The 13693-nt window shown below is 31.9% G+C and carries 11 protein-coding genes; 6 read left to right on the plus strand and 5 right to left on the minus strand.

Annotated features, from left to right (window positions below; all coding sequences use genetic code 11):
- Nucleotides 1-7: 7 nt before the first annotated feature.
- Nucleotides 8-634 (minus strand): hypothetical protein, encoded by a 627-nt coding sequence (locus ACQY29_RS12105; protein WP_428225439.1) that lies wholly within the window; start codon nucleotides 632-634, stop codon nucleotides 8-10.
- Nucleotides 635-1086: 452 nt separating this feature from the next.
- Here ACQY29_RS12105 and lysA point away from each other — a divergent pair, with 452 nt between their 5' ends.
- Nucleotides 1087-2298: a diaminopimelate decarboxylase gene (gene lysA / locus ACQY29_RS12110; RefSeq protein WP_428225440.1), complete on the plus strand. Its 1212-nt coding sequence runs from the start codon at nucleotides 1087-1089 to the stop codon at nucleotides 2296-2298.
- A gap of 30 nt (nucleotides 2299-2328) precedes the next feature.
- On the opposite strand, the gene ACQY29_RS12115 is transcribed toward lysA, so the two are convergent.
- From ACQY29_RS12115 to ACQY29_RS12125, 3 genes are all read right to left on the minus strand, one after another.
- Nucleotides 2329-3222, minus strand: coding sequence for an EamA family transporter (locus ACQY29_RS12115; protein ID WP_428225441.1), 894 nt, complete (start codon nucleotides 3220-3222; stop codon nucleotides 2329-2331).
- A 2-nt stretch (nucleotides 3223-3224) separates the two neighbouring features.
- Nucleotides 3225-4475: a hypothetical protein gene (locus ACQY29_RS12120; RefSeq protein ID WP_428225442.1), complete on the minus strand. Its 1251-nt coding sequence runs from the start codon at nucleotides 4473-4475 to the stop codon at nucleotides 3225-3227.
- Between the two features lie 82 nt (nucleotides 4476-4557).
- A complete protein-coding gene (locus ACQY29_RS12125) occupies nucleotides 4558-5862 on the minus strand; it encodes a sugar MFS transporter (protein WP_428225443.1) in 1305 nt (434 codons plus the stop codon).
- Between the two features lie 120 nt (nucleotides 5863-5982).
- Here ACQY29_RS12125 and ACQY29_RS12130 point away from each other — a divergent pair, with 120 nt between their 5' ends.
- The 3 genes from ACQY29_RS12130 to ACQY29_RS12140 all read left to right on the plus strand — a co-directional run bounded on the left by ACQY29_RS12130 (nucleotide 5983) and on the right by ACQY29_RS12140 (nucleotide 8440).
- Nucleotides 5983-6903: a hypothetical protein gene (locus ACQY29_RS12130; RefSeq protein ID WP_428225444.1), complete on the plus strand. Its 921-nt coding sequence runs from the start codon at nucleotides 5983-5985 to the stop codon at nucleotides 6901-6903.
- A gap of 127 nt (nucleotides 6904-7030) precedes the next feature.
- Complete coding sequence (locus ACQY29_RS12135; protein WP_428225445.1) at nucleotides 7031-7882, plus strand: alpha/beta hydrolase; 852 nt, start codon at nucleotides 7031-7033, stop codon at nucleotides 7880-7882.
- A gap of 30 nt (nucleotides 7883-7912) precedes the next feature.
- Nucleotides 7913-8440 carry a GNAT family N-acetyltransferase gene (locus tag ACQY29_RS12140; RefSeq protein ID WP_428225446.1) on the plus strand — a complete coding sequence of 176 codons (528 nt, stop codon included), beginning with the start codon at nucleotides 7913-7915 and terminating at the stop codon, nucleotides 8438-8440.
- Between the two features lie 163 nt (nucleotides 8441-8603).
- Here ACQY29_RS12140 and ACQY29_RS12145 read toward each other — a convergent pair whose 3' ends face one another.
- Entirely contained in the window at nucleotides 8604-10154 is a 1551-nt protein-coding gene (locus ACQY29_RS12145) for a response regulator (RefSeq protein WP_428225447.1), read from the minus strand.
- A 155-nt stretch (nucleotides 10155-10309) separates the two neighbouring features.
- On the opposite strand from ACQY29_RS12145, the gene ACQY29_RS12150 reads away from it, so the two are divergent.
- Complete coding sequence (locus tag ACQY29_RS12150) at nucleotides 10310-12355, plus strand: M13 family metallopeptidase (protein WP_428225448.1); 2046 nt, start codon at nucleotides 10310-10312, stop codon at nucleotides 12353-12355.
- 87 nt (nucleotides 12356-12442) lie between these two features.
- The gene (locus ACQY29_RS12155) at nucleotides 12443-13678 is read left to right on the plus strand and encodes an HD domain-containing protein (protein ID WP_428225449.1); all 1236 of its coding nucleotides are present in this window, start codon (nucleotides 12443-12445) and stop codon (nucleotides 13676-13678) included.
- The last annotated feature ends 15 nt before the right edge of the window (nucleotides 13679-13693 follow it).

Raw genomic sequence — 13693 nt, forward strand, 5'->3', positions numbered from 1 at the left:
TTTAAAATTATTGACAAGTTGTAGCCACTTGTTTTGCTCGGTCTAATCCCCATTTAGGATGAAAAGGCGATTCAGGCTTAAAGTTAGCAAAAAGTTCTAACGAACGGTTAATTTCTGCACAAAGAGGCTTGGTAGCAACACCTGTCCATTTAGCGCCACTTAATTGAAAATCTGCTTGCCCAAAAACAGCTCTAGGATTATTAGGGTTAAGAACCAACGCTTTTTGATACTCCTGCATAACAAGTGGAGAATATTTCATACTATTAGTCATGGGATCTTGTACCAAAATAGCGGTATAAATTAAGGCTTGCAATACACAAATTTCAGAATTAGTATCGCTCTTTGTTTTTGCATTATCTAAAGACGATTGCGCCTTTTCTAACAATGCATTTGCTTTTTCTCTATTTGCTGGATTAAATGCGTCGGTGCAATTAATTAAAGCTACATAATAATCTGGCAACCATTGTGTTTTTTCAGCCGAAGCAATTCGCTCAAAAAGCAAAGATGCCTCTGTCGATTTCCCTTCTTTCCATATTCCAAAGGCTTTTCCCATCCCTTGTTCAAATTTGTTACCTTCTTGTCCAAAAATTACTGAACTTACTAAAACTGCTAAAATTGTAACTAATCGTACCATACTTATTCTATTTATTGTTTATTGTTTATTGTTTATTGTTTATTGTTTTATTTGTTGTCCGTTGTCTGTTATCTGTTGTCTGTTGTCTGTTATCTATTATCTGTTAACTGTTAACTATTATCTATTATCTATTATCTATTATCTATTATCTATTATCTGTCATCTATTATCTGTTGTCTGTTATCTGTTGTCTGTTATCTGTTGTCTGTTATCTGTTGTCTGTTAATTTTTAATTCATTCCAAAAGTACATTACAAATACCTCCATTAAAACTGATACTTACTGAACCGTCAATTTTAGAGGATGAAATGTAAATAACCATTTATAAAATCAATTTGAATTTTCAATTAAGCTTTTTTTGTTGTATTTATAACATTTTGTTATATTTTAGTTTTAGTTCGAAATAAATTTTTAGGAATTCAACACGAATCCTATTTTTACAAAAAAAAAAATATGGAAAACGAGATTCTGTTACAAATTGCACAAGAATATCAAGCGCCTTTGTATGTCTATCAGGCAAGCAAAATTGAAAATCAATACCATCGATTACTGAAAGCATTTTCAAAAATCGAAAGGTTACAAATCAATTATGCTGTAAAGGCTTTATCTAATATTTCTATTTTAAAACTATTTCGCAAATTAGATGCAGGTTTAGATACTGTATCTATACAAGAAGTATTTTTAGGTTTAAAAGCTGGATTCTCACCAGACAAAATTATTTACACCCCAAATGGTGTTTCTTTGAAAGAAATTGAAGAAGTAGCCCAATTAGGAGTTCAAATAAACATAGATAATTTATCAATTCTTGAGCAATTTGGAAGCAAATACCCCACTACACCGGTGTGTATCCGTATCAATCCGCACATTTTAGCGGGGGGCAATGCAAATATTTCTGTGGGGCATATTGATAGCAAATTTGGAATTTCTATACACCAATTACCCCATCTGTTACGTATTGTTGAAAATACAAATATGTATATAAATGGATTACACATGCATACGGGCTCAGATATTCTAGACATTGAAGTTTTTCTTTATGCATCAGAAATCTTATTTGAAACAGCAAAACATTTCAAAAGTTTAGAATTCATTGATTTTGGAAGTGGATTTAAAGTCCCTTATCGAAAAGGAGACATTGAAACAGATATCGAAGAGTTAGGTAAAAAATTAACCAAAAGATTTCATGCTTTTGAAAAAGAATATGGCAAATCGTTAACTTTAATGTTCGAACCTGGAAAATTTTTGGTTAGTGAATCGGGACATTTTTTAGCAAAAGTAAACGTGGTAAAGCAAACAACCTCAACCGTTTTTGCAGGAATTGATACCGGATTTAATCATTTAATCCGTCCAATGTTATATGGTTCGCAACATACTATATTAAACCTTTCAAATCCAAAAGGCAAGGAACGCTTTTATTCTGTAGTAGGCTATATATGCGAAACGGATACCTTTGCTTCAAACCGAAAAATTGCTGAAATAAATGAAGGTGACATTTTGTGTTTCAAAAATGCTGGTGCTTATGGTTTTAGCATGGCATCAAATTATAACTCCCGCTATAAACCAGCAGAAGTGTTATGGCTAAATGAAAAGGCACATTTAATTAGACAACATGAAAATTTTGATGATTTAATTCGCAACCAAATTGAAATAAGTCTGGATCAATAATTCCAGACTTATTTAAAAAAAACCGACACTTTATAAACTCTTTTTTTGTTTTTTGAAAACAGCATTATTAAACAATAAAATTGCCAGCATAATCAACACATAAGCTATGATTTGCAAAAATGTTACCGTTTCTTTAAAATAAAGTAGGGCCAAAAAGAAATTTATTAACGGGTTAGTATACATCAAAACCCCAACAGTAGAAGAAGCAATCCCTTTTAATGCAAATAAATTCAAAAACAAAGGGATAATTGTAAAAAGCACCACTATTAATCCCATCAGACTCCAAAACACAAGAGAACTTGGAGTATCCCCTTTGTAAAATGGGTAAAAAGGAAACAAAACAAAACTAGCAATAGACAATTGTATTGTTAAGACTACAAACCTATCGAACGAATTGTTTTTGCGTTGACTAATTAAATATAACGCAAAAGTAGTGGCTATTATAAGTGAATACAAAAGTTCGCTTACATGTCCATACGATAATAATCCACAACTCAATACAAACAATACCACTGCCAACCATTGCCAACGATTTAACTTTTCTTTGAGTATAAAAAAAGCCAAAATAGTGGTTATAATTGGACAAATCAGATAGGCAAAAGAAGCCGATTTCACACTAACATGATTTACACAATACATAAACAGAAACCAATTTGTGACTAATAAAAAACCTCCTAAAACCGTTAATAAAAAAGTTTGCCTTTTCTGCTTTACATCTAACGATTGAAACATTTGCCAATCGGTAATAATTTTTTCTTTTCTAAAAAATAAATTTATAACTAAAAGCAAAGTGGTTGCACAAAATACTCTATAAAACAAAATATCCAAGGATGGATACTCATGCAAAGGCTTAATGGCTAAACTAAAAAAACCCCATATAAAAAACGAGGAAAAAGCGGCTAGTAAATATTTATTGATTTGCATATTTATAATTTAGTGACAAACAACATAGGATTAGATATTTTCTGACTATCTAAATTTCCCTTAGAATCATAAGCACTCCAAGGAACATTGGCAATAAAATAAAACTGATTCGCAACAACACAACCTGATGTAGGTTCCTTAAATTCATTACGATTATGATCTAAAATTGTTATTTTACTTATTTGATAACCATTTTCAAGTGTTAAACGTGCAATACGTATAGGATTTACCCCATTTTGAATAACAATCAATGAATTTTTATACAAACTCAAACCATCAATTCCCTTAAAAGTAAATCCTCTTGGAAAAGTCAACCAGTTATAAATTGAAGGAGTCGATACATTAATTTTTAAAATTCCTCTTAAATAATCAGCTACAAATATGCAATTCCTTTTTTCATCAAAAATAATCCCCTGCAAATTGTATGCTCGTGAAGTCAAATCTAGCCAAATTACTAATTGTCCATTCTCAACTTTATAAATAATAGGTTGAACACTATCTGTTACATACACTGCTCCCGTAGCAGTAACACATAAATCGCCCAGTACATGGTTACCCTCTAATACAATACGCTGCAAAACTTGGTGAGTAGCTATATCAATTTGCAGAACTTCTGACCTATTTGTATCCTTTGAGTTATAACCTTCCATTTCTGCAACTGCACTTGTACAAACCCAAATTGATTTCTGATCTTGTGTTGTTTTTAATGCCATCACAGCAAGCAACTGATTATCCTTAAACCAATCGACACAGATGCCTGTTGCTACATCAAAACTTACAATTTTTCGTTTTCGCACACTGGCAGCTAACCATAACTTTTGTTGTTTCAAATAAACAATATTTTCAGGGTGCAGCTCTTTTTCTGAAAGTACACTTACCTTTTTTGAGTTTGCTACAGTTTGTGCTAGTGATTTTTTTAATTGCACTAATTTTTCATAGTGTGCAAATGATTTTAAACTTTCTAAATCAACATCTTGCTCAAAATTAAGTTCTTTGTTTTCTAAAATACATTTTTCTAATGTTGAAAATGAATTCTCATACTCTTTGTTTAAAGCATAAGCACAAGCTAAATTATAACTATATGTAGGATGCGAGGGGCGAATACTATCTATGGTTTTGCAAATACGCAAAAAACCGCCATAGTCTTTAGACTCATAGGCATTCGTCCCTTGCTTGTACAATTCCTTAACAGACTGGCTGAACAGGAAATTGACAGAACTTAGAAAAAACAATAGTAGAATTTTATTTTTCATTAGCTATTAAATAAAAAATCGAAGTAAAAGTAGTCATTTCCTTTACCTCGATCATTTATATTAATATTTATTTAAGAATAATTTATTTCAAATTCAAACCTATTTTATGTCCTTTAATAGCAAAAAACAAGATATACAAATAACAAGGAAGTATAGCTACATAGAAAGCAATATGAAAAGGAATTCCTAAACCTCCATCTTGTGGAAGATCACTTAAATAGCCATACAATAAAGGCCAAATAGCGCCTCCTGCTATACCCATTATCATAATAGCAGAACCTGTTTTTGTAAATTTTCCTAGATGATGAATCCCTAACGGGAAAATAGCAGGCCACATTAATGAATTTGATAATCCCAACAAAGCTATAAAAAGTACTGAATATTGCGAACTTGCACTTAAAAAAGCAATGGTACAAAACACTATCCCTAAAATGGCACATATGCGTAATGCTAATTCTTGAGAAATGTATCGAGGAATAGCAAAAATACCAACTACATACCCTATAAGCATACTAAACAAAGTAACTGAAGTGAGGTATTTAGCCGTATCTGCTGGTATACCTAAAGCTTTACCATATACACCTATAATATCACCCGCCATTACTTCGGCAGCAACGTACATAAAAATACAAAATGCACCTAAAAACAAATGTGGAAATTGAAGAATTGAAGTCTTAGTATTCGTTTTTGAAGAAAAATTAGTATCCATATCCTCTTGCTCATCTAATTCTACTTCAGGCAAATGCGTAAACTTAATAATTAAAGCAAAAGCTGAAAAAATAATAGCTAAAACAATATAAGGAGTATTAACACGACTTAAAACATCCGCTAAAATGGTTTGCTTTTCAATTTCACTAGCTATTTGTATTTTTTGCTCAATTTGGCTGGCATTTTTCAAAAATAAAGTTCCCATAATCACTGGAACTATCATACCTGCAAACTTATTAAAGATACCTGCGATACTAATTCGTTTTGCAGCACTTTCAATAGGTCCAATAATTGTTAAATACGGATTAGCAGCTGTTTGTAGCAAAGACAAGGCCGCACCTTGAATAAAAATCCCTCCTAAAAACAATGGGAAAGAACGTTGTGCCGCAGCTGGAATAAACAATAACGAGCCTAATCCTAAAATTAATAAGCCTATTATTATACCATTTTTAAACCCTAACTGTCTTAAAATCCAGGAAGAAGGTAACGCTAAAAAGAAATAAGCAATGTACGAAGCAAAGGTTACAAAAAATGCTTGCGTATTACTTAATCCGAAGGATAACTTAAAAAAAGGGATTAAAGTTCCGTTAGCCCAAGTAACAAAACCGAAGATAAAAAATAAGGCTACTATGATAATTAACGGCCTTAATGTTTCATTTTTAAAGGAAGATTCACTCATAATTTGGGTAGTTAGTTTGCTCAAATATATAAATAAAGTTTATAAAACTTTCAATTCTTACTTCCAATCCTTTGAATGGATGCTAAAAATTGTATTTTTGTTTTAAATTTATCTTTCAAAATGAAAAAAATTATAACGCTTTTAGCTAGTCTTTTTATATTGATTTCTTGCCATGATGGTAATTTAATAGAACAATCGTTTAATTTTTCAAAAGTGAGCGTTCAAAAATGTGGCAGTTCTAATACACTTTATAAATTAAATGACAATGAAGCACTAATTTATAGCACTTTAGAAAGTAATTTCCCTAATAAAGAAGGAATTCAAAATTTACCTATTTCCGCAACAAACGCTATCACTTATAAAAAATTTAGTCAAACAATTACTAGTAGTACTATTTGCGACGCTCCTTCAATTTCTATGCTAGAACAATGGACCGTTTCTGGAGGAACCGTTGAAATTAATTCAACTAAAATTATAGATACTACAGATCCTACAAAAATTATAGCCTATAATCATTTGATCACTTTTAAAAACATTACTTTCAACACTCCTAACGGTCAAGTAGTGTATGACAAATATGATTTTGGTAGTCACAGAACGGAAGTTGTTGATTTAAAATTCAATTACGATTCAGCAATTTTACAAAACTGTTCAGGAAATAACTTATTATTTAAATACAATATTTCCAATGCCTTATTATTAGATATTGATCCAGCATTATACAAACATCAAACCATAGGAACTAAAACAGCTTTAATCAGTGCTACTAATAAAATAAGCTACAGAGTGTATAACGGAGGTTTAAATGCTAATTTTTTCTGTCAATCTATTCCTCCTACTTCTCCATCCTTAACTGAAGAATGGATCGCAGAAGAAGGAATTCTAGATAAAAGTGGTATTATAATTATTGAAACTACTCAACAAACTCCTACAACTTACAAACATACCATCAAATTAAGAAATGTAATTTTCAAAAAAGGGGTGCTTACCTATAGCCCAAAACCTGATGGCGATTATATTTTTGGAGAAATTATAAATTAACCTCAAACAAGAGAAAGCGCATAATTTTATAAATATTAATCTAGCCATTTTTCATTTCCTGCCAAATGGCTAGTATTTTTCATTTCAAAAAAATGTATTTTTGATGAAACTAAAAATCATCAATCAAATGAAAAAAATAATAATTATTGTATTCTTTCTGTCTTATTTTTCATCAATCGCACAAAAAAACAACAATACTACAACTAAACCCTTTACATTAGGGCAAGTAGAGGAAATTCAATCCAATGTTTTAAACGAAAAACGAATCCTTAATATTTATCTACCTGATGGATACGACAGTAAAAACGCAAACAAATATGCGGTAATATATGTTTTAGATGGTACTGCTACAGAAGATTTTATTCATATCACAGGTTTAGTAAATTATTTCACTTTTCCATGGATTGACCGTATTCCTAATTCAATAGTTGTAGGCATTGCCAATGTAGATAGAAAAAGAGATTTTACATCACCTCCAACAGTTAAAGCAATACAAGATAGATATCCAACTGCTGGTGGCTCTGAAAATTTTATAAATTTCATTGAAAAAGAAGTACAACCCTTTATCGAAAAAAAATTCAACACTAATTCAGACAAAACTTTGATAGGTCAATCTTTGGGTGGACTCGTAGCTACTGAAATCCTATTCAAAAAACCACACTTATTTAATAAATACATCATAATAAGTCCAAGTTTATGGTGGAATGATGGCGAATTGTTAAAATATGATTCAGCCATTTTAAAAGAAGATTACAAAGAAGAAAAATCGATATATATAGGAGTTGGTAAAGAAGGATTAGGTCCTATTTTTGACAACCATGTGATGGAAGTTGATGCCAATATTTTATTTGACAAAATCAAATACGGCAAATCTAAAACTATTAAAAGTGTATTTGATTATCTGCCAGATGAGGATCATGCTACTGTTACGCATCCTGCGGTTTTTAATGCTTTCAAATTATTGTACCCCAAAAAATAATTGAACCTCACAAACTAAATAAAAGATTCTATGAATTTACAACCCACATTAGAAAATGATACCATACTTTTAGCTCCACTAGAAATTAATGACTTTGAAGCGCTTTATCAAATTGCATCAGACCCTTTAGTTTGGGAACAACATCCAAATAAAAACAGATACCAAAAAGAAGTTTTCCAAAGCTTTTTTGAAGGTGCAATCGCATCAAAAGGAGCTTTCAAAATTATTGATAAAAAGGACCAAAAAATAATTGGCAGTACTCGTTTTTATAATTTAGACTCTAAAAATAATTCGGTATTAATTGGGTATACATTTTACGGAAGAGCGTATTGGGGATCGCAATATAATCCACAAGTCAAGAATCTTATGCTAAATCATGCATTCAAGTATGTTGAAAATGTACTTTTTCATATAGGAGCAATGAATATACGCTCACAAAAAGCAATTGAACGTTTAGGCGCAGTGCAGACCAAAATTTTTAACGTTGCTTACCACGGAGAGTCAGAAACTTTAAATTTTGAATACTTGATTGAGAAAAAAAACTGGGAATCAAAATAATACCATTGATTTGATTTTGAAAATTAGACTGATATTTTTCAGAAACAAGTCTTTTTAAACCTAAAAAAGTGTGCTGAAACCAACACACTTTTCTTTACTTTTATTCAGCAATTTTTAAATCTCACTTTTCGTTTCATATACTTACCTATTTACTACTCCCCTCCTATTTTTTCGGACTAAATACCAAAAATGGCACTATCATCTCTTCTAACGAGATACCACCATGCTGATAGGTATTCTTATAATAACCCGCATAATGATTGTAATTATTGATATAGGCCAAGAAATAATCGTTTTTCGCAAAAATATATGAACTGGTCATGTTAATGGCAGGTAAACCAATTTTTTTCGGGTCTTTTACAGCATAAACATCTTTTTGTTCATAAGTTAAACTACGCCCCGTTTTGTAACGTAAATTCAAGCTCGTGTTTTTGTCCCCAATAACTTGCGTTGGATTCTTTACATTAATCGTACCATGGTCCGTGGTTAAAATCAATTTGAAACCTAAGCGTTGTGCCTGTTGGATAATTTCTAATAATGGGGAATTTTTAAACCAACTTAAAGTCAAGGAACGATAAGCTTTGTCATCAGACGCTAATTCTTTAACTACATCCATATCCGTTTTAGCATGCGAGAGCATATCTACAAAGTTATATACCACAGCTACCAACTTTTTATCTTTTAAACCTTTAAAGTTTTCTGCTAATTTCTTCCCGTTGGCAAAATTAGTCACTTTAAAATATTCATGCGGAATGTTCAAACGCAAACGCTTTAATTGTTCGCTTAAAAAATCAGCTTCATGCAAATTTTTCCCACCTTCATCTACGTCGTTTTTCCAATATTGCGGATACATTTTCTCCATTTCTAAAGGCAACAAACCTGAAAACAAAGCATTTCTAGCATATTGTGTTGCGGTAGGCAACATAGCATAATAAGGCGTTTCAGCTTCTAATTTGTAATGATTGGACACCACACTCTCAAAAGCTTTCCACTGGTCATAACGCAAATTATCAATGACTACAAAAAGTATATTTTCATCCTTTCGCAATTCAGGAACAACTAATTTTCTAAACACTTCATGAGAAAGTATAGGCTTATCTGCATTAGTTGCAAACCAATCTTCGTAATTTTTTTCAATAAATTTACCAAACTGCGAATTGGCTTCTACTTTTTGAGATTCAAGAATTTGAAACATATTTTGGTCGTCAATATTCTCTAATTCCATTTCCCAAAACATCAATCGCTTGTACAATTCCACCCATTGCTCATAACTATTCACCATAGCCATGTCCATCGCAATTTTTCGGAATTCTTTTTGGTAGTCTAAACTCGTTTTTTCAGAAACCAAACGTGTGTGGTCCAAATTTTTCTTTAAACTCAATAAAATCTGATTTGGATTGACTGGTTTAATCAAATAATCCGCAATTTTAGAACCTATGGCTTCCTCCATGATGTATTCTTCCTCACTTTTGGTAATCATGATGACTGGAGTCGTCGATTTTTTTTCTTTAATTTCCGATAAAACCTCTAAACCTGACATACCAGGCATGTTTTCATCCAAAAAAACGATGTCAAAATTTTCATCTTGAAATAATTCCACCGCATCGCGACCATTATTACAAGTCGTTACGTGATAATTTTTTTTCTCTAAAAAAAGGATATGGGGTTTTAGTAAATCAATTTCGTCGTCAACCCAAAGTATTTTGATGCTCATTTGTTTCTATTTAAATTTTGAAATTGCTTTGTAAATCTCAAAAAGGATACCGCAATTTACTATTTATAAAACAGCACTTTCATAAAAAAAGTATAAAATCCTGTATTTTTTTTCACTATTGAAATATATTTGAAGTCTAAACCAATAAAACCATTATGAACTACAACAAATTAACTTTTGTTTTAACAAGTGCCCTCGTGTTAGGCACTAGTTGCAAAAAAGAAATTGAATTTGACCCGAATGCTCCAGATGCCTTAGTGACGCATCAGGACAGTACCATACAACCTTCAGAAGATTTTTTCCATTATGCCAATGGAGGCTGGTTTAAAAAAAATCCAATTCCATCATCTGAACGCAGTAACGGTATTTTCAGAACCATACAAGATACTATAAACAGTCAAATCAAGCAGATTTGTGAAAAATCGGCTCAAGAAGACGCTGAAAAAGGTAGCAACAAACAAAAAATTGGTGATTTCTATGCTTCAGGTATGGATTCTATTGCTATTAATCAATTAGGTATTTCTCCTTTAAAAAAGGAATTAGCAAAAATTGATGCCGTAAAAGATATCAATAGTTTATTAGTTCAAATGGCGCATTTGCATACCATTGGAGCTGGTCCAGCCTTTAGTTTTTATGTAGGTCAGGATGATAAAATCAGTACTAAATATGCTTTGTTTTTCCAGCAAGGTGGTTTAGGCATGGGAAATCGTGATTATTATTTTAATACAGACAAAGAAACGGTTACCATTCGTACAGCTTATGTAAAACATCTTGAAGCCATGTCGAAATTGATGGGAACTTCTGAAATGGCTGCGAAACAAGAGGCTCAAACCATCATGAAATTAGAAACTGCTTTAGCTAAAAATTCTAGGAAATTAGAAGCTTTGCGTGACCCTATTAAAAATTACAACAAATTATCTTTAGCGCAATTTAAGGCTTTAACACCTTCTATTCCCTGGGATAACATGTTGACTACATTGCAAATTAAAAAAGCAGACTCGGTAATTGTAGGACAACCCGAATTTTATACTGCTTTAGATAAAACGTTAAAAACTTTTACGGTTAATGAATGGAAAACCTATGTAAAATGGGATTTGGTTAATCATTACGCTTCTTATTTATCAAGCGATTTTGAAAAGCAGAATTTCTATTTTTATTCCACTGTTATGAGTGGCGTTAAAGAACAAAAACCACGCTGGAAAAGAATAGTTGAACAAACCGATGGTTCTTTGGGCGAATTAATTGGTCAAGTTTATGTTGATGAATATTTACCAAAAGGGACTAAAGAAAAATTATTAGAAATAGGGAACAACATCCGTGAAGTCTATGCCGAGCGCATCAAAAAACTAGATTGGATGAGTGCCGAAACCAAGAAAAAAGCTTTATACAAACTTTCTAAAATAGTTATGAAAGTGGGATATCCCGATAAATGGAAGGATTTATCTGCTGTGAGCATTGATAAAGGGAACTATTTGAATAATGTAATGGCGGTGAATAAATGGAGCTATACAGATATGGCTACTAAGTACGGAAAACCAGTAGACAGAACCGAATGGGGTATGTTCCCGCAAACCTATAATGCGTATTATAACCCAAGCAATAATGAAATTTGTGTTCCCGCTTGTAACATTATTGTACCTGGTTTCGAAGGTCGTATGCCTGATGATGCGGTTTTATATGGAATCATTGGAGGTTCTACTTTTGGACATGAAATCACCCATGGTTTTGACGACCAAGGTAGTCAATATGACGAAAAAGGAAATTTAAACAACTGGTGGACTGCACAAGATTTAGAAAAATTTAAAGCTAAAACCAAAGCTATCGTAGCGCAATACAGTAAATATGAAGCATTGCCAGGGAAGTTTGTCAACGGAGATGCCACGCAAGGCGAAAATATTGCCGATTTAGGCGGAGTGGTTATGGGGTATGAAGCTTTTAAAAAGACGGAACAATTTAAAAATAATCAGAAAATTGCAGGATTGTCTCCTAACCAACGTTTCTTCTTATCGTATGCTTATGCTTGGATGGTGAATATTAAACCTGAAGCGCTTGCACAGCAATTAATTACAGATGTACATGCTCCAGCACGATTCAGAATTAATGGACCTTTGAGTAATATAGACACCTTTTATGAGACTTTTAAAATTAAAGAAGGTAGTAAAATGTTTATTCCTAAAAAGGATAGAATTGTGATTTGGTAATTTTTTTAAATCAACTTATAGTTTTAAGCCTGATAGTTTTTGTTAACTGTCAGGTTTTTTTATCTTTGTTAGCCTAAATTTACATTCGTGAGCCATACCAATAAGCTTAAGATATTCAACGACCCTATTTATGGTTTCATAACCATTCCTAATCCCTTTATTTACGATTTGATTCAGCATCCTTATTTTCAAAGGTTGCGAAGAATCACCCAAATGGGATTGTCCTATTTGGTCTATCCAGGGGCTAATCACACTCGTTTTCATCATGCCTTAGGATGCTTGCACATTATGCAAAAAGCAGTGAGTGTGCTTCGTTTTAAAAATGTTCAAATATCCGAAGAAGAAGAAAATGCACTTTATGTTGCTATTTTACTGCATGATATAGGTCATGGTCCATTTTCGCACGCTATGGAACATAGTATCGTAGAAGATGTACACCATGAAGAAATTTCTTTATTGTTTATGCATAAATTAAATAAAGAATTTGATGGAAAATTGAGTTTGGCTATTCAAATCTTTAAAGGAGAATACCATCGTAAATTCATGTTTCAATTAATTTCCAGTCAATTAGATATGGATAGAATGGATTATTTAAAGCGTGACAGTTTTTATAGTGGTGTGGAAGAAGGAAAAATTAATTCCGACCGATTAATCCAAATGATGAATGTGGTGGATGATGTATTAGTCATTGAAGAAAAAGGGATTTACTCCGTTGAAAAATTCTTGATGGCAAGACGTTTAATGTATTGGCAGGTTTATTTACACAAAACAAGTTTAGTTGCCGAAGAAATTTTAACTCGCATACTTAAAAGAGCTAAAGAATTACATCAAAAAGGAATTGAAGTAGATTGTAGCAAGCCATTATCTTTTTTTATTCAAAATAAAATTGTTTTTGATGATTTTACAGATGAAATTTTAAATGAATTTGCCAAATTAGATGATACTGATATTGTAGGGGCTATTAAAAATTGGCAATACCACCCAGATTTTGTGTTGAGTGAATTGAGTAAAAAAATCATTAATCGTAATTTACTAAAAATAAAAATGGGAGAAGAAAAATTCCCAATCGAAGAAATTACAAAAATTACTGAAAATTTTGCTGCGCAAAAAGAAATATCATCTGTAGAAGCCAAATATTTTATTTTCAAAGGTAAAATTAAAAATCAAGCCTATAGTAAAATTGCCGAACCCATTCGGATTTTGAAAAAAGATGGTAATCTAGAAGATGTTGCGGTGCTTTCTGATCAGTTATCACTCAAAGCATTGTCTAAACAAGTAATCAAGTATTACTTGTGTTTTCCTAAAGAATTAGATAAAGTTTAACAACAAAAAAGAAAC

Origin of the sequence: Flavobacterium sp. (assembly GCF_965262375.1) — a bacterium.
Classification (GTDB): domain Bacteria; phylum Bacteroidota; class Bacteroidia; order Flavobacteriales; family Flavobacteriaceae; genus Flavobacterium.